This is a genomic window from Sphingomonas sp. P2_B6, assembly GCF_056404755.1.
The window spans coordinates 93,792-110,116 of the sequence record NZ_JBFUDK010000016.1; the positions used below are offsets into that span (position 1 = coordinate 93,792).

The 16,325-nt window shown below is 66.9% G+C and carries 15 protein-coding genes and 1 tRNA gene; 11 read left to right on the forward strand and 5 right to left on the reverse strand.

The window, feature by feature from the left end:
- Positions 1-207 precede the first annotated feature (207 nt).
- The 6 genes from AC1DX5_RS19675 (at position 208) to AC1DX5_RS19700 (ending at position 5,208) form a co-directional block, all read left to right on the forward strand.
- Entirely contained in the window at positions 208-2,523 is a 2,316-nt protein-coding gene (locus AC1DX5_RS19675) for a TonB-dependent receptor (protein ID WP_465170307.1), read from the forward strand.
- Complete coding sequence (locus AC1DX5_RS19680; RefSeq protein WP_478016937.1) at positions 2,523-3,215, forward strand: phosphatase PAP2 family protein; 693 nt, start codon at positions 2,523-2,525, stop codon at positions 3,213-3,215. Before AC1DX5_RS19675 ends, AC1DX5_RS19680 begins: the two co-directional genes overlap by 1 nt.
- 77 nt (positions 3,216-3,292) lie before the next feature.
- On the forward strand, positions 3,293-4,021 hold the full coding sequence (dapB, locus tag AC1DX5_RS19685) for a 4-hydroxy-tetrahydrodipicolinate reductase (protein ID WP_465170309.1): 729 nt from the start codon (positions 3,293-3,295) through the stop codon (positions 4,019-4,021).
- A gap of 13 nt (positions 4,022-4,034) precedes the next feature.
- The gene (gene nth, locus AC1DX5_RS19690; protein ID WP_478016938.1) at positions 4,035-4,697 is read left to right on the forward strand and encodes an endonuclease III; all 663 of its coding nucleotides are present in this window, start codon (positions 4,035-4,037) and stop codon (positions 4,695-4,697) included.
- A 4-nt stretch (positions 4,698-4,701) separates the two neighbouring features.
- Positions 4,702-5,073 carry a hypothetical protein gene (locus AC1DX5_RS19695; protein ID WP_465174557.1) on the forward strand — a complete coding sequence of 124 codons (372 nt, stop codon included), beginning with the start codon at positions 4,702-4,704 and terminating at the stop codon, positions 5,071-5,073.
- Positions 5,074-5,131: 58 nt separating this feature from the next.
- Positions 5,132-5,208: transfer RNA gene (locus tag AC1DX5_RS19700), tRNA-Arg, on the forward strand.
- A gap of 72 nt (positions 5,209-5,280) precedes the next feature.
- Here AC1DX5_RS19700 and AC1DX5_RS19705 read toward each other — a convergent pair.
- The 5 genes from AC1DX5_RS19705 to hpnI all read right to left on the reverse strand — a co-directional run bounded on the left by AC1DX5_RS19705 (position 5,281) and on the right by hpnI (position 10,919).
- Complete coding sequence (locus AC1DX5_RS19705) at positions 5,281-6,246, reverse strand: lysylphosphatidylglycerol synthase domain-containing protein (protein WP_465170312.1); 966 nt, start codon at positions 6,244-6,246, stop codon at positions 5,281-5,283.
- Between the two features lie 20 nt (positions 6,247-6,266).
- Positions 6,267-7,172: a ferritin-like domain-containing protein gene (locus AC1DX5_RS19710; RefSeq protein ID WP_478016939.1), complete on the reverse strand. Its 906-nt coding sequence runs from the start codon at positions 7,170-7,172 to the stop codon at positions 6,267-6,269.
- 10 nt (positions 7,173-7,182) lie between these two features.
- Positions 7,183-8,049, reverse strand: coding sequence for a hopanoid biosynthesis-associated protein HpnK (gene hpnK / locus AC1DX5_RS19715; protein WP_478016941.1), 867 nt, complete (start codon positions 8,047-8,049; stop codon positions 7,183-7,185).
- 273 nt (positions 8,050-8,322) lie between these two features.
- Positions 8,323-9,768 carry a hopanoid biosynthesis associated radical SAM protein HpnJ gene (gene hpnJ / locus AC1DX5_RS19720; RefSeq protein WP_465170315.1) on the reverse strand — a complete coding sequence of 482 codons (1,446 nt, stop codon included), beginning with the start codon at positions 9,766-9,768 and terminating at the stop codon, positions 8,323-8,325.
- Positions 9,765-10,919 carry a bacteriohopanetetrol glucosamine biosynthesis glycosyltransferase HpnI gene (hpnI, locus tag AC1DX5_RS19725; RefSeq protein WP_478016942.1) on the reverse strand — a complete coding sequence of 385 codons (1,155 nt, stop codon included), beginning with the start codon at positions 10,917-10,919 and terminating at the stop codon, positions 9,765-9,767. Before hpnI ends, hpnJ begins: the two co-directional genes overlap by 4 nt.
- Positions 10,920-11,260: 341 nt before the next feature.
- Here hpnI and hpnA point away from each other — a divergent pair, with 341 nt between their 5' ends.
- Genes hpnA through hpnE form a run of 5 tightly spaced genes read left to right on the forward strand, consistent with a single transcriptional unit; the run spans position 11,261 to position 16,308 of the window.
- On the forward strand, positions 11,261-12,262 hold the full coding sequence (hpnA, locus tag AC1DX5_RS19730; RefSeq protein WP_478016944.1) for a hopanoid-associated sugar epimerase: 1,002 nt from the start codon (positions 11,261-11,263) through the stop codon (positions 12,260-12,262).
- A complete protein-coding gene (locus AC1DX5_RS19735; RefSeq protein ID WP_478016946.1) occupies positions 12,259-13,392 on the forward strand; it encodes a glycosyltransferase in 1,134 nt (377 codons plus the stop codon). The genes hpnA and AC1DX5_RS19735 overlap by 4 nt, the downstream gene beginning before the upstream one ends.
- Positions 13,392-14,231, forward strand: a complete 840-nt coding sequence (gene hpnC / locus AC1DX5_RS19740) for a squalene synthase HpnC (protein ID WP_465174564.1) — start codon at positions 13,392-13,394, stop codon at positions 14,229-14,231. Before AC1DX5_RS19735 ends, hpnC begins: the two co-directional genes overlap by 1 nt.
- Positions 14,228-15,067 (forward strand): presqualene diphosphate synthase HpnD, encoded by an 840-nt coding sequence (gene hpnD / locus AC1DX5_RS19745; RefSeq protein ID WP_465174565.1) that lies wholly within the window; start codon positions 14,228-14,230, stop codon positions 15,065-15,067. Before hpnC ends, hpnD begins: the two co-directional genes overlap by 4 nt.
- Positions 15,046-16,308 (forward strand): hydroxysqualene dehydroxylase HpnE, encoded by a 1,263-nt coding sequence (gene hpnE, locus AC1DX5_RS19750; protein WP_465174566.1) that lies wholly within the window; start codon positions 15,046-15,048, stop codon positions 16,306-16,308. The genes hpnD and hpnE overlap by 22 nt, the downstream gene beginning before the upstream one ends.
- Positions 16,309-16,325 lie beyond the last annotated feature (17 nt).

The window sequence follows — 16,325 nt, forward strand, 5'->3', positions numbered from 1 at the left end:
GCCGGCCGTTCATCGGCCGGCCCCTTTTTTCGTCCGGCTGCCGGACGGGCGGATGATGTTCCGCATTCCGAGATTCCTGACACAAACATTGAAACTTTGTCATGTTGCGATTTGACACGGATCCGCAACGTTATCGCAGCAAAAGAGTCACACTGCCTCCATAGGCCAGCCCCGCGCCGATCGGCGGCGTCAGGGAAAACCAGATCAATGTCGACCTCCACGAAGCCGCAGCGGCTGCTGCTCGGCGTGAGCATGCTTGCGCTTTCGATTCTCTCCACCGCCGCTCATGCGGAAACCGCTCCAGCAGCGACGCCCGCCGACGAGACGCCGGCCGACCAGAAGCCGAAGACCGACCTGGCCGAAGGCTCCGACATTGTCGTGACGGCGACCCGCGCGAACGAGATCGCGCCGGTTACCGCCTCGCTGCAGACCACCCAGCCGCAATCGGTGATCTCGCGCTCGTTCATCGAGGATTCGCTGCCCGCGAGCTCCGACTTCAACCAGATCGCGCTGATCTCCCCCAGCGTCTCGGGCTATGGCAATGCCAACGGCCCGGGCCTGTCCGAGTCCAAGGCGCAGATCCGCGGTTTCCAGGACGGCGAATATAACGTCACCTATGACGGCGTGCCGTTCGGCGACACCAATGATCCGACGCACCATTCGAACACCTTCTTCCCGTCGAACACGATCGAGACGCTGATCGTCGATCGCGGCCCCGGCAATGCCAGCCAGCTCGGCCAGGCGACATTCGGCGGCAACATCAACCTGTTCTCCCGCGCGACGCGCGAGGATGCCAGCATCGAGGCCAAGGGCAGCTTTGGCAGCTACAACACCTGGATGCTGCGCGGCGTCGCGCAGAGCGGCGCGATCGACAAGCTCGGCGGCACCGAGATCGTCCTGAGCGGCCAGCATATCGGGTCGGACGGCGCGCGCACCTTCAGCCCGTTCCGGTCGAACAACGTCTTCGGCAAGGTGATGATCCCGATCGGCCCCGACGCGAAGCTGACGATCCTCGCCACCTATAACGAAAATACCTTCAACCAGCCCGACAAGGACGGCGCGACGTTGTCGCAGGTCGCGAAATACGGCAAGAATTTCAGCCTGAACGACGACCCCAATTCGCAGACCTATTACGGCTACAACCACACCCACAAGACGACCGATTTCGAGGTGGTGAAGTTCGAGGCGACCATCGCGCCCAATTCGATCTTCGAGAACCGCGCCTATACCTACAGCTATGACAACGAGACGCTGAGCGGGAACGACGTGACCCTGTTCGCGACCGCAAGCGCCGCGGACATCGCCAAGGCCAATGTCTATACGCCGGTCAATGGCGTGGCCACGACCGCCCCCGGCGTGCCGGGCTATACCAAGACCAACAAGTACCGGATGTTCGGCGACATCGCCAAGACGCGGATCGACTTCGGCTTCGGCGCGATCACCGCGGGCGCGTGGATCGAATGGTCCAACACCTATCGCCAGCAACGCGACGTCAACCTGGTGACCGGCGCGCCGAACTATGTCGAGAAGAAGGTCATCGATCCGGTTTCGGGCCTGACTACCCCGCAGAACATCAAGTTCGACCAGAACAGCCACACCAACCACACCGAGGAATTCGTCGAGCTGGAGCTGCGCCCGATCGAAGGGCTGAAGATCACCCCGGGCTTCAAGCATGTCGATTTCAACCGCCGGATCGATGCGCTGTACAACCAGACGACCCGCATCCCGCAAAAGCTGAGCGACACCTATAGCGCCAACCTGCCCTTCGCCACGATCAACTATGCGGTCAGCGATCGGCTGGCGGTCTATGCCCAATATGCGCGCGGCTTCCTCGCCCCGTCGCTGGGCGTGCTCTATGTCGCCAATCCCGCGCTCTCGACCGTCGAGCCCGAGCGCTCGACCAACTATCAGGCCGGCGTCGTCTATCACGGCGGCAATCTTTCGATCGATGCCGATGTCTACAAGATCGACTTCACCAACAAGTTCGCGTCGATCAACGCGCCGGTCGCCAGCGACGGCGTGATCTGGGTCAACCAGGGCGCCGTCCAGTACAAGGGCATCGAAGGCCAGGTCACCTATGCCCTGCCGCACGGCATCGCCGTCTTCGCCAACGGGTCGCGCAACTATGCCAAGACCGACAATGCCAGCGGCCCCAAGCTCCAGGTCGCCAATGCGCCCGAATGGACCGCGGCCGCCGGCATTCTCTACAAGAACGGGCCGATCCGCTTCTCGCTGATCGACAAATATACCGGCCGGCAATGGTTCGCCGATCCGTCGGCCGTGACCAACGCCAACATCGCCACCGCGCTTCCGGTGTACAACAGCTATCGCAGCAACGGGTATAACAGCGCGATCCTGTCCGCACGCTACGATATCGGCCCGGTGCGGGTCGGCTTCGAGGTCAACAACCTGTTCGATTCGCAGCGGGTGACCAATATCAATACGGGCAAGACCGCACCGTTCGACCAGTATTTCTACCAGACGGGACGGTCCTATACCGGCGACATCACGCTGACCTTCTGATGAAGCTGATGCTCCTGGCCGTGGCGGCGCTTGCCGCCGCGGCCCCCGCCGCCGACAAGGCGCCGGCCCTGCTCGGCGATCTCGATCCGGTCCGCGTGCTGCCGCCGCCGCCCGTCGCCGGCAGCCCGCAGGCACTGGCCGAACTGGCGGAGCTCCGCGCGATCGAATCGGCGCGGTCGCCGGCCGACGAAGCCGATGCCCGTAGCGACGGCGATACCAAGAACGGATCGATCTTCGCCGCGGCGCTCGGCCCCGGCTTCGACCTGGCGAAGCTGCCCGCGACCAGCGCCCTGCTCGACATGGTGCGTGCGACCGAGAAGGCGACGGTCGATCGCGGCAAGGACGAATTCAGACGGCCGCGGCCTTATAGCGTCGATCCGGCGCTGAAGAGCTGCAAGCGCAACGACGATCCGCTGTCGAGCTATCCGAGCGGACACAGCTCCATGGCCTTTTCCATGGGCGAAACACTGGCGCGACTGGTGCCCGAAAAGGCCGGACCGATCCTCGCCCGTGCCGCGCGCTACGGCCAGAGCCGCATCGTCTGCGGCCAGCATTTCCGCAGCGATGTGAGCGCGGGGCAGATGCTCGGCCTGCTGATCGCGGAGCGGCTGATGGCGGAGCCGCACTTCCGGAAAGCGTTCGACGCGGCGCGCAGGGAGCTGGTCGCGACGGGGATCGCGGCGGCCGAGTAAATTTGCCGGCCACCCTGTCCCAGTGCGGTCGATCTGTGGCAAGGACGCCGGAAATCATCAGGCGCGGGAAGAGGGTCATGACCACCATCGGCATCATCGGCAGCGCGGGGCGCATGGGCCAGGCGCTGGCCCGGGTCGCGCCCGATCTCGGCGCGACGATCTCCGGCGGAATCGATGCCGGCGGCGATCCGTCGACGCTCGCCAAAGGGTGCGAGGTGCTGGTCGATTTCTCCGCGCCCTCGGCGCTCGAGGCGAATCTCGCCGCCGCGGTCGCGACGGGCACGCCGATCCTGGTCGGCACCACCGGCCTCCAGCCTTCGCATCACGCGATGATCGACGAGGCGGCACAGCGGGTCGCGGTGCTGCAGACGGGCACCGTCTCGCTCGGCGTCACGCTGATCGCGCGGCTGGTGCGCGAGGCCGCGGCCCGGCTCGGCCCCGACTGGGACATCGAGATCGTCGAGACGCATCATCGCCACAAGGTCGACGCGCCGTCCGGCACGGCCCTGCTGCTCGGCGAGGCGGCGGCGGCGGGGCGCGGCATCACACTGGCCGAGGCAAAGGTGACCGACCGGGCCGGCCTGGTCGGCGCGCGCGCGGAAGGAACGATCGGCTTCGCCTCAGTGCGCGGCGGATCGGTCGCGGGCGACCATCAGGTGATCTTCGCCGGGACCGGCGAGCGCGTCGAGATCGGCCACCGCGCCGAGGACCGCACGATCTTCGCCAAGGGCGCGATCACCGCGGCGCTGTGGCTCGTCGACCAGCCCGCCGGGCGCTATCAGATGGCCGAGGTGCTGGGTCTTTGAAGGGGCTGGGTCTTTGAAAAAGGCGGATGTCGTCGAGTTCTTCGCGCGGCTGGCGGCGGACAATCCGCATCCCGAGACCGAACTCGACTACACCAATCCCTATACCCTGCTCGTCGCGGTCGCGCTGTCCGCCCAGGCGACCGATATCGGCGTCAACAAGGCCACGCGCCGGCTGTTCGCCGAGGTCGACACGCCGGCAAAGATGGTCGCGCTGGGCGAAGAGGCGCTGAAGCAGCACATCAAGACGATCGGCCTGTTCAACACCAAGGCGAAGAACGTCATCGCTCTCTCCGAGAAACTGATCGCGGACTATGGCGGCGCGGTGCCGGCGGACCGCGACGCGCTGGAGACGCTGCCGGGCGTCGGGCGCAAGACGGCGAACGTGGTGATGAACACCGCGTTCGGCGCGGAGACCTTCGCGGTCGACACGCATATCTTCCGCGTCGGCAACCGCACCGGCCTGGCGCGGGGCAAGACGCCGCTGGCGGTCGAGCTTCAGCTGGAGAAGGTCGTGCCCCAGCCCTTCCGCCTCCATGCGCATCACTGGCTGATCCTGCACGGCCGCTATGTGTGCAACGCGCGCACCCCCGAATGCTGGCGCTGTGTGGTCGCGGATCTGTGCGCCTATAAGCCGAAGACGCCGGCGCCGAAGCGCGCCGCGACCATGGAGGCCTGATCCGATGCGCACGATCCTGATCGCCCTGACCATTGTTGCTCTCGCCGCCCCCGGTGCGGCCAGGGATCGCGACCGCGTCCCGGAGGCGACTCCGACGGGCAAGCCGCAGCATTGCGTCACCACCAGCCGTATCCGCGCGACTCATGTGCGCAGCGACTCCGTGATCGATTTCGAGATGAATGGCGGCCAAGTTTACCGCAACACCCTGCCCCATGGCTGCCCTGGCCTCGGTTTCGACGAGACCTTCGGCTATGAGACGCATACCGGCGAACTCTGCTCGGTCGACACGATCACCGTCCTCCGCCCCTCATCCGGCATGCGGGGCCCGACCTGTGGCCTGGGCGCGTTCCAGCCGGTCAAGCTGATCAAGAAATAGCGCCCCGCGCAAAACGGCTGGCGCGCGCGCCCGCGCTTTGCTAGGCGCCAGCGTCCAGGCACCCGTAGCTCAGCTGGATAGAGCGCTGCCCTCCGAAGGCAGAGGYCACAGGTTCGAATCCTGTCGGGTGCGCCAGCACAAATCCCTGGTTCTTGCGCATCGGCGGAGATCCCGTCCCGGTGCGGTTGGTCTGGAACGCCCGAATCGCTATCCCTTGCGCGATACCAGCACCACGGCCCGCGCCTCGCCGATTTGCCAGACGATCAGGGTCGGCAGTCCGATCGCGAGGTCGCGCGCGCGCTTGGCGAGCGACAGGGCCAGCGCCGTTTCCGGCGCGAGGCCGAACAGCGGCGCGGCCAGGGCATAGGCCGCTTCCTGCACGCCGATCGCGCCCGGGACGGCGAAGGCCACGCTCCTGAGCGTGAAGATCAGGCTTTCGATCGACAGTGCCGACCAGATCGAGATGTCCGCCCCCATCATGCGCAGCACCACCCAGCCGCCGACTGCGCTGGCGACCCAGCCGGCAAGGTTGAGCGCGAACGCCAGAGCCACGCGGCCGGGTTGCGCATAGGTGTCGCGCAACCGGTCAGTGATGCCCGTCATGGCGACGACCGATCCAGGGAGGAAATGCTGGGCGACCCGCCCCGCCAGGCCGAGCGCGGGGCGTTGCGCGAAGAAGAACATCACCATCACCGCGGCCATCACGCCCGTACCGCCCAGGATGAGCGGGCGGAGCGCCGCCGCCTGGCCGCCCGCCGCGAACAGGGTGACCATCATCGCCAGGCCGAACAGGGTGAAGACGAGCTGCGCGCCCATCTCCGTCGTCATGTCGACCACGAAGGACGCATAGACGCGCGAGGCAGGGATGCCCGCCGTCGTCAGAGTCCTGGTGCCGACGACGATGCCACCGATCTGCGAGAAGGGCAGCAGGTCCGACACCGCCTCCCGCACCGCGCGCGCCCAGGCGAACAGGCCGATCCGGTCGAGCGACTCCCCCGGCGCCGCCGCCAGCCAGGCGGCACCGAGGATACCGAAGGTGGCGATGGAAAAGGCGCAGAAGATCAGGAATCCATCGACCCCGATCCGTCCCGCGGCAGCCAGCACGCTACCGAACCCGATCGAGCCAAAGACCCAGATCGCGGCGATCAGCCCTGCCAGGGTCGCGAGCAGCATGCCCGCGCGAGCGACATTGTTCAGGCGGACTCTCCCTTGCGCCCACCCGCGAACCGCAATGCAAGACGCATCATCGCCGGCACGAAACGCGGCCGGATCAGCCGCGGGTCATAGGGTGCCAGACGCCGGTCATTCTCGGCAAGGCAAATCCGGGCGAGCTCGGGAAAAGTCACTTCGACGCCAAGCTCCTTCGAGCCGTTGAGCGTGAAATTATTCTCCTGCGCCTTGGTGTTGTCGTCGCCCATGCCCTTGGCCATGCTGATCCGCTCGCCGATCAGGAACATCCAGACGATGAGGACCTTCGCCTCGAACAACGGGCGGCGCCACCACGGCATGTTGCGCCGCCACCAGGCGACCCAGTTGACGAAGAACAGGATGTGCCGCCCTTCCTCGCGCATCACCGGCTCGAACGTATCGACCAGTTCCTCGGGAAAGAAGCCCGAATCCTTGGCGAGCTTGAACAAGCCGAAGCCGAAAAAGCTGTCGATGCATTCCGAATAGCCGGTGCGCATGAAGGCGAATTCGGGATCGCGCGGGCGCTTGTAGTCAGGCTCAGGCGCCAGGACGATGCCGTACGCCTGGACCATGTCGGCGAGCACGATCTTGTGGCGGCTCTCCTCGAAGCCGTTCATGTCGACCGCGGCTTTCAGGAGCGGATCGCCGATCGCTTCGCCGAAGGTCTTCACGTTCATGCCGGCGCGGCCCTCGGTCGCGACGGCGATGTCCCAGATCGGCAGCGAGACGATCTTGTCGCGCGTCTCGGGTTCGAGCTTCGGCCAGTCGATCAGCGCAGGTCGATAGGGATCGTGCGTGTCGAGCATGGTCTGGCAGAACAGGGCGCGATGTTCGCGGCTGCCGAGCCGGATCGGGCCGTCGGGAACCGGCTCGGGCTGGGCGAAGTGGCTGAAGCCGTTGGCAATGTTCATGGCGAAAGTCTCAAGCGAAGTCGGTGAAGCCCCCCAGTGCGATCCTGTCGCGCGAGATCGCCTCGCGCGCAAGGGGGTCGATCAGCGCGGCGAGTTCGGCCCGATAGGCGTAACCCGGTGTGTGGGAGGGGTAATGATCGTCGGTGGCGGGGTGGGTGTAGATCTCGGTCAGCCCGTCGGGGAGATGGGCGATCAGCCCGCGCACGCGCGCCGCATCCATCGCACCGGACCAGGCGAGGCCGAACACCTGATCCGGCACCGCCATGCCCGCCGCGCGCATCCGCTTGCGGACGAGCAGTGCCCAGAGGCGGGCGACGTCGATGCCGCGGCTGCCCGGTTCGATCCGGGCCAATATGTCGCGTGGCTCGATCGGGGCGCGGACCGCCTTCATGCCGTAGCGCCTGCCGACCTTGAGGATGGCGGAGGCAATCGTTGGATGAAGGTGGAAATGCTTGTGCGCGTTGACATGGTCGAGCGGCAGGCCGGTCGCGGCGAAGGCAGCGAACTGCGCCTCCACCTCGGCGAGCAGCTGGCGCCGTGCGGTCGGACTGGCGAAGATCGCAATGCCCGCGCAAACCATATCGGTGTGAAAATGCCCGGTCTCATCAACCAGTTCGGATAGCTTCTCGGGCGGAAGCGTCGGTCGCCCCTCCACCAGCACGACATGCAGCCCGACCCCGAGCTTCGGCATCGCCCTGGCACGCTCGACCGCGTCAGCGGCGGCGTCACCCGAGACCATCAGGCTCGCGGCGGTCAGGATGCCGCCGCGATGGGCCTGTTCGACGGCTTCGTTGACCGCGACGGCGGCGCCGAAATCGTCGGAGGTGACAATGAGGCGCTTCGTTGTCGTGCGCCTCCCTTCCTTACGCTGCGTCACCCTGAACTCGTTTGGGAGTTACCCCGTCGAGACGTATATTTTTCTTCCCCGGCGGAGGCCGGGGTCCAGTGGGGAGGCAGAGCGGAACGGCCGGAGCGACCATTCCAGGACTCCCCCAACTGGACCCCGGCCTTCGCCGGGGAAGCAAACATATCGGAGGGGTACAATCTCCAACTCGTTTCAGGACCCAATGTGCCCCACAGGGCATCTCGCTGGTGGCAGGTTGGATGCTGAAACGAGTTCAGCATGACGCCAATTGAGAGCAAGTCCGCCTCACGCCGCCTCTTTACGCCGCCGCAGGAAGTCGAAAAACTCGACACCCTCGCGCAGGCGGCGCTTCATCATGTCCCAGTCGCGCAGCATTTCCGACACGATCGACCAGATCTTGGACGGGCGGAAATAGAAGCGTTTGTAGAATTCCTCGACCTTGTCGAAGATCACGCTCGCCGGCAAATGCGGATAGCTGAGCTGCGCGATCTGGTTGCCGCCGTCGGTCAGCAGATCGTTGCTGTTGTCGAACCAGCCATTCTCGGTTGCCTGCTTGTACAGGAAGGTGCCCGGATAGGGCGCCGCGAGCGACACCTGGATGGTATGCGGATCGATCTCCTTGGCGTAGTTGATCGTCTCCTCGATCGTCTCCTCGGTCTCGCCCGGCAGACCGAGGATGAAGGTGCCGTGGATGACGATACCGAGCTCGTGGCAGTCCTTGGTGAACTGCTTCGCCACATCGACGCGCAGGCCCTTCTTGATATTGTGCAGGATCTGCTGGTTGCCGCTCTCATAGCCGACCAGCAGCAGGCGCAGGCCATTGGCCTTGAGTATCTCGAGCGTCTTTTTCGGCACGTTGGCCTTGGCGTTGCAGCTCCACGACACCGGGAACCCCTTCTTGCCGAAACCGAGCTTGCCGAGCGCGATCGCCAGTTCCTCGACGCGTGCGTGATTGTCGGTCAGCGTGTCGTCGTCGAAGAAGATCTCCTTGGTCTCGGGGATATTCTCCAGGATGTACTGCACTTCCTCGATCACCTTGGGGACCGAGCGGAAGCGGTAATTATGGCCGCTGATCGTCTGCGGCCACAGGCAGAAGGTGCAGCGGCTCTTGCAGCCGCGTCCGGTGTAGAAGCTGACATAGGGGTGGAGCAGATAGCCGCCGAAATATTTCTCGATCTTGAGATCGCGCTTGTAGACCGGCGAGACCATCGGGAGGACGTCCATGTCCTCGATGATCGCGCGATCCCTGTTGCGCACGAACGCGCCGTCGGGCGCGCGCCAGGTGATGCCGTCGACGGTGGCGAGCGGGTTGCCCTGGGCGATCTCGAGGATGGTGAAATCATATTCCTCGCGCGCGACGAAATCGACATGGGGCGTCGCGGCAAGGCTCTTGTCGGGCTCGACCGCGACCTTGGCGCCGACGAATCCGATCAGGATGTTCGGATTATGCTGCTTGATCAGCGCGGCGGTGCGGATGTCCTGGCCGAAGCTCGGCGTCGAGGTGTGGAGGATGACGAGGTCGCGGTCATCGAACTCATGCTTGATGTCGTCCCAGCTTTGGTCGTGCGCCGGCGCGTCGATCAGCTTCGACCCCTCGACCATCGCCGCCGGCTGGGCCAGCCAGGTCGGGTACCAGAAGGACTTCACCTCGCGCTTCATCTGATAGCGCGCGCCGGCGCCCCCGTCGTAACCGTCGAACGAGGGAGCCTGAAGGAACAGCGTACGCATCATGCGGGAATCTCCGGATCAGCCGAAACGCGGCCGTCATTCTCCATTCTAAGCCGTTGTCCGCGCCAATCAACCGATGCGGCGAAGAAGCTTGCGACGAATATCGCGAAGGTGAGGCAATCGCGTAGCGGCAGAAGCCATAAAGGTGCGGCGCGTGCACCGGTCCGGCGGTCGACTGACAGCACGACGATGGCGCGAACGACGAGCGCTGCGAGGGCGATCGCCAGACCGGCGATATGTGCCGGCACGAGCGCCGCGCCGACCAGGGCGAGCGGAAACGGCATGCCGATCACCGAGCCGATATAGGCGCCCGGCACGACACCCCGCACGGTCGCGCCCCAGCGCAGCTCGTGCCGCCACAGCTCGGCGAAGCCACGCTCGGCCGAGGCGTGGGTGACCAGCATCGGCGGCACCGCCACCTTTTGTCCGAGCGCATGGACCGCTTCGCCGATCGCATAATCATCGGCCAGCACGTCGGCGAAGCGTTCGAACCCGCCGATCCGGTCGAGCGTGTCGCGCCGGATCGCGATGGTCGACCCCATGCACGGCCGCGCGAGACCGAGCGCGACGCCGAACACGGCGCCCGGCAGGAACTGATAGCTGAGCCCCGCCGCGCCGAGCCGCGACCAGAAGCCGGCATCGCCCCGCCCATGATAAAGGCTGGTCATGGCGCCGACATCGGGCGCGTCGAGCGCGGCCAGGACGCGCGCGAGATAATCGGGCGCCGCGACCATGTCGCTGTCGCTCAGCACGAGGATCGGGTGTCGGGCCTTCGTCATCATGTTGATGAGGTTCGAGACCTTGCGATTGGCGCCGTGGCTCGCGGGATCGATTACGAGGTCGATGGCGATATGCGGGTAGCGGGCGCGCAGGGCCTCGATCACGGCGATGGCCGGATCGTCGGCGCGCTGGACGCCGCAGAGAAGCTGGATCGGGCCGGCATGATCCTGGGTGAGGAAGCTTGCCAGGTTTTCGAGGAGGCGGGGTTCGGCGCCGTGGAGTGGTTTGAGCAGGGTTACGGCGTCGGTGCGAAGCGGCGGTGTTGCTTGCGACGCCATGAAGCGTCGGAACACGATCGTGCCTGCGATCATGTACAAGGTGCCGATCGCCCCAAGCGCCAGCAACACCCACCCGATGATGGCGAGAGCTAGCATCCAGGCGAAAGCCTAAAACCCTTCTCCCCCTGTGGGAGTTTTGGGCGACCGACGGGTAAACCATGCCCCCAGCATGGTTTAGAAATGCCCGGGGGGCATTTCGGCCCGCCGGACGACCAAAACTGGTGGCGCGAAGCGCCGGATGAGGGGGAGTGAGGTTCGAAACCGCAACTACGCGTGTCCCCCTCACCCTTCCCATCGCAAGAGCGATGGGCCCCTTCCCTCTCCCACAAGGGGAGAGGGAGATTAAAGTGTAACCGCCTTCTCACATCCACCATCCCACCTCCCTATCGCCGCTCGCGCATCCTGTGTAGAGCGCGATCGAAACGCGCGGAGGCGGGGTGAGCCAGGGTTCGGATGCGGTGCTGGTCACCGGCGTGTCGGGTTTTGTCGGATCGGCGGTGGCGCGGGCGCTCGCCGCGCAGGGGCGGCAGGTGCGCGGACTCGTACGTGCCACCAGTCCCCGCGCCAATCTTGTCGACTTTCCCGGAACGCTCGTCGAAGGCGATGCCCGCGACCCTGCCGCGATGGCCGACGCGATGCGCGGCGTGCGCCACCTGTTCCATGTCGCGGCCGATTACCGGATCTGGGCGCCCGATCCGGAGGAGATCGTGCGCAACAACCTGGCCAGCACGCGCGCGGTGATGGAGGCGGCGCTGTCCGCGGGCGTCGAGCGGCTGGTCTATACGAGCAGCGTCGCCACGCTGAAGCCCGATCCCGCAGGCCCGGCCGACGAGAGCCGCGCCGCCACGCCCGAACAGGCCGTCGGCGCCTATAAGCGCAGCAAGGTCGTCGCCGAGCGGCTGGTCGAGCAGATGGTCGCGGAGCGCGGCCTGCCCGTAGTGATCGTCAACCCCTCCACGCCGATCGGCCCGCGCGACGTACGACCGACCCCGACCGGGCGGATCATCGTCGAGGCAGCGAACGGCAAGATGCCCGCCTATCTCGATAGCGGGCTCAACCTCGTCCATGTCGACGATGTCGCCGCCGGCCATCTGCTGGCGATGGAGAAGGGCCGGGTCGGCGAGCGCTATATCCTTGGTGGGCAGGACGTGCAGCTTGCCGACATGCTCGCCGCCATCGCCGCGATCATGAAGCGCCGGCCGCCCACGATCAGCCTGCCCCGCGCGCCGCTCTTCCCACTGGCCTATGCCAATGAGGCGCTGGCGCGGATCACCGGCAAGGACCCGTTCCTGACGGTCGACGGGTTGAAGATGGCGAAGCACCATATGTTCTTCACCTCGGCCAGGGCGGAGGCTGAACTCGGCTATCGCGCCCGGCCCTGGGGAGAGGCAGTGACCGATGCGATCGCGTGGTTCAGGGACGCGGGGATGATCCGGTGATCGCCCTCGTCATCGGCGGCCTGACCCTCGTCATCTGGATCGGCCTGGTCTTCGCGCATGGCGGCTTCTGGCTTGCCCGCGAGCGCGACACCAACCGCGTGCCGGCCGACCCGGCCGACTGGCCCGAGGTGGTCGCGATCGTCCCGGCGCGTGACGAGGCCGAGGTGATCGGCCGTGCGATCGGCAGCCTGCGCGCGCAGGACTATCCCGGGCGCTTCCGCATCATCCTGGTCGACGATTCGAGTAGCGACGGCACCGCCGACATCGCCCGTGCGGCGCAAGGGCGGCACTCGCTGGAGGTGCTGACCGGCCAGCCGCTCGCTTCGGGCTGGACGGGCAAGCTCTGGGCGGTCGCGCAAGGCGTCGAGCATGCCGGCTCCGCGCCGCGCTATCTCTGGCTGACTGACGCCGATATCGCGCACGAACCCGACACGCTCCGCACACTGGTCGCGCGCGGTGAGGACGGCGGGCTGACGCTGGTCTCGCTGATGGCCGAACTGCGCTGTACCAGCCTGGCCGAGCGCGCGCTGATCCCCGCCTTCGTCTTCTTTTTCCAGATGCTCTATCCGTTCGGCCGGGTGAATCGCCCGAACGGGCCCGGCGCGGCGGCGGGCGGGTGCATGCTGGTGCGCCGCGATGCGCTGGCGGCGGCCGGCGGCATCGCCGCGATCCGCACCGCGCTGATCGACGATTGCACGCTCGGCGCGCTGCTCAAGAAACAGGGGCCGATCTGGCTTGGCCTTACGCATCGCTCGCGCAGCATCCGCGCCTATGACGATATGGGGGTGATCGCCGCGATGATCTCCCGTTCGGCTTATGCGCAGCTCGGCTATTCGCCGCTGCTGCTGGTCGGCACGCTGATGGGCCTTGCCCTGGTCTATGGCGCGCCGCCGCTCCTCGCATTGGCCGGTACCGGCTGGGCCCAGATCGCGGGCGCGAGCGCCTGGGCGCTGATGGCGATCTCCTTCCAGCCGATGCTGCGTTTCTATCGCCGTTCCCCGCTCTGGGGCGTGGCCCTGCCGTTGATCGCCGCTTTCTACGCCGGCTGCACCTTGCTATCGGCATGGCAGCATATGCGGGGACGTGGTGGAATGTGGAAAGGCCGCGCTCAGGCGACGGGGACGCGCTGATGGAAGCGGCCGATCTCGCCTCGGGCAAGGGACATCGCGACGAGAATTTCCCCGTCGCCTCGGTCCTGCTCAAGCCCGAGCATCGTGCGCCGGTGATGGCGTTCTACCGGTTCGCCCGCGTGGCGGACGACATCTCCGATCACGAAACCCTGCCCGCGACGGAAAAGCTCGCCCAGCTCGGGCGGATGCGCGCCGGGCTCGACGGCAAGGCGGAGGGTGCTGCCGAGGCGATCGCCCTGCGCACGGTCATGGCCGATCACCGGCTCGACCCCGTCCATGCGCATGACCTGCTCGATGCGTTCGAGCGCGATGTCACCGTCACGCGCTACGCTGACTGGGACGGGCTGATCGGCTATTGCCGGCTCTCGGCGATGCCGGTCGGGCGCTATGTGCTCGACGTACATGGCGAGGATCGCGCGACCTGGCCCGCCTCCGACGCGCTCTGCGCCGCACTGCAGGTGATCAACCATCTCCAAGATTGCGCGAAGGATTACCGCACGCTCGACCGCGTCTATATCCCCGCTGAGACCTTTGCCGAAACGGGCGCGCGGATCGAGGATCTCGCCGCCGATCGCGCCACGCCCGGCCTGCGCGCCGCGATCGTCTCGCTGGTGGGCAAGACCCGGATGCTGCTCGACACCTCCGCCGGCTTCTCGGCGATGATCTCCGACCGCCGCCTTGCGGCCGAAGTCGCGATCATCCAGCGCCTCGCGATCAGCCTGTGCGGGCGCCTCGAAACGCGCGACCCGCTCAGCGAGCGCGTCCATCACAAGTCGTGGGAAGCCGGCTTCCTCGCCGCGGGCGCCGCGGTCGGCAGCCTGTTCCGGCGCGCCGCATGAACCCGGACGCCACCCCCGCCGCCCTGCAACAGCAGGTTTCGGGCAGTTCCTTCTATGCCGGCATGCGTGTGCTGCCCAAGGCCGAGCGCGAGGCGATGTACGCGATCTACGGCTTTTGCCGGCTGGTCGACGATATCGCCGACGATCAGCAGGGCAATCGCGAGGGCAGGATGCAGGCCCTCGACGCGTGGCGCGCCGATCTCGACGCGCTTTACGCGGGTGGCCCGCCCGGTCAGGCGGTTCTGGTCGCCGAGGCGGTGACACGCTTCGGCCTCGACCGCGCGGATTTCGAGGCAGTGATCGACGGCATGGCGATGGATGTCGACCGCGACATTCGCTGGCCACCCATGGCCGAGCTCGATCTCTATTGCGACCGCGTCGCCTCGGCGGTCGGGCGGCTCTCCGTGCGCATCTTCGGCATGGACGAGGCGCCGGGGATCGCGTTGGCCTATCATCTCGGCCGCGCCCTGCAGCTTACCAACATCCTGCGCGATGTGGACGAGGATGCGGAAATCGGGCGGGTCTATCTGCCCGCCGAGGCGATCACCGCCGCCGGCATTCCCTTCACCACGCCGCTGGAGGTCGTGGCCGATCCCCGGATCGATGCCGCCTGCCGGGCCCTCGCGGCGACGGCGCACGAGCATTACCGACAGGCACACGCAGTACTCGTGGCGCGCCCGCGCGGCCACCTGATCGCGCCGCGCCTGATGGAGGCGGCCTATGCCAAGGTGCTGCGGCGGACCGAGGCGGTCGGCTGGAAGCCACCGCGCCAGCGGGTGAAGGTGTCCAAGCTCGGGCTGCTCTGGACCGTGGCGTGGCTGTGGCTGACGCGTTGAGCTTCACCCGGGCGACGATTGCCGGAGCCGGGCTCGCGGGGCTTTCCGCCGCCGTGGCGTTACGCAACGCGGGTGTTGCCGTGTCGATCGCTGATTCCTCGGCGCAGGCGGGCGGGCGCTGCCGGTCCTATCATGATCCGCAGCTTGGCCTGACGATCGACAATGGCAATCACCTCGTCCTGTCGGGCAATCCCGCCGTCGCGCGATTCCGATCGGCGGTGGGCGCGACCACGCCGCTGGGCGGGCCGGACCATGCCGATTTCACGTTCCACGACCTGACCAGCGAAAAACGCTGGACGGTGCGGATCAATGACGGCGCGCTCCCCTGGTGGATCGCCGCGCCGGCCCGGCGCGTGCCGGGCAGCCGGATCGGCGATTATCTGCCCTTCGCCAAGCTGCTGTCGAACCGCGAGGGTCGGATCGACCAGCGCATCGCCACGAGCGGCCCCGCCTGGTCGCATCTGCTGGAGCCGGTGCTGCTCGCGGCGCTCAACACGGCGCCCGGCGAATCCTCGGCCCTGCTCGCCGCCAATGTCCTGCGCGAGACGATCGCCAAGGGCGGCCGCGCGATGCGTCCCCGTGTGGCTGAACCCAGCCTCGGCGCGGCCTTTATCGATCCTGCACTGGCCTGGCTCGCCAATCGGGGAAGCGCGGTGGTGCTCGGGCGTCGGCTGCGTGCGATTGCGGTCGAGGGCGATCGCGTCACGGGCCTCGACTGGGGCGCCGGGATCGAGCCCGTGGGCATGGACGAAGCGGTGATCCTGGCGGTGCCGCCCTGGGTCGCGACCTCGCTGGTGCCCGGGCTCCAGGCGCCAGACGACTTCCGCGCCATCGTCAACGGCCATTTCGCCCTGCCCGCCCCGGCCGGCGCGCCACCGATGCTGGGGCTGTTCGGCGGGACGGCGGAATGGCTGTTCGCCTTTCCCGATCGCCTGTCTGTCACGGTCAGCGCCGCCGACCGGCTGGTCGACAGGGACCGCGAAGTGCTCGCACGGACCTTCTGGGCCGATATCTGCGCCGCACTCGGCCTGGATGCGCCGATGCCGGCCTGGCAGATCGTCAAGGAAAAGCGTGCGACCTTCGCCGCGACGCCCGAGCAGAATGCCAAGCGCCCGCCCGCCACGACGCGCTGGCGCAACCTGTTCCTGGCCGGCGACTGGACCGATACCGGCCTCCCCGCCACGATCGAGGGCGCGTTGCGCTCGGGAGAAACCGTGGCGCGACGGACATTGGGACGCTAATGGTTTCCCCTTTCCTG

Bases quoted from the DNA above. Each gene is read 5' to 3' on its own strand.
- AC1DX5_RS19675 (WP_465170307.1), top strand. From the start codon at position 208: ATGTCGACCTCCACGAAGCCGCAGCGGCTGCTGCTCGGCGTGAGCATG.
- hpnI (WP_478016942.1), bottom strand. From the start codon at position 10,919: ATGCTAGCTCTCGCCATCATCGGGTGGGTGTTGCTGGCGCTTGGGGCG.
- hpnD (WP_465174565.1), top strand. From the start codon at position 14,228: ATGAACCCGGACGCCACCCCCGCCGCCCTGCAACAGCAGGTTTCGGGC.
- hpnJ (WP_465170315.1), bottom strand. From the start codon at position 9,768: ATGATGCGTACGCTGTTCCTTCAGGCTCCCTCGTTCGACGGTTACGAC.
- AC1DX5_RS19695 (WP_465174557.1), top strand. From the start codon at position 4,702: ATGCGCACGATCCTGATCGCCCTGACCATTGTTGCTCTCGCCGCCCCC.
- AC1DX5_RS19705 (WP_465170312.1), bottom strand. From the start codon at position 6,246: ATGCTGCTCGCGACCCTGGCAGGGCTGATCGCCGCGATCTGGGTCTTT.
- dapB (WP_465170309.1), top strand. From the start codon at position 3,293: ATGACCACCATCGGCATCATCGGCAGCGCGGGGCGCATGGGCCAGGCG.
- AC1DX5_RS19710 (WP_478016939.1), bottom strand. From the start codon at position 7,172: ATGAACATTGCCAACGGCTTCAGCCACTTCGCCCAGCCCGAGCCGGTT.
- hpnC (WP_465174564.1), top strand. From the start codon at position 13,392: ATGGAAGCGGCCGATCTCGCCTCGGGCAAGGGACATCGCGACGAGAAT.
- AC1DX5_RS19680 (WP_478016937.1), top strand. From the start codon at position 2,523: ATGAAGCTGATGCTCCTGGCCGTGGCGGCGCTTGCCGCCGCGGCCCCC.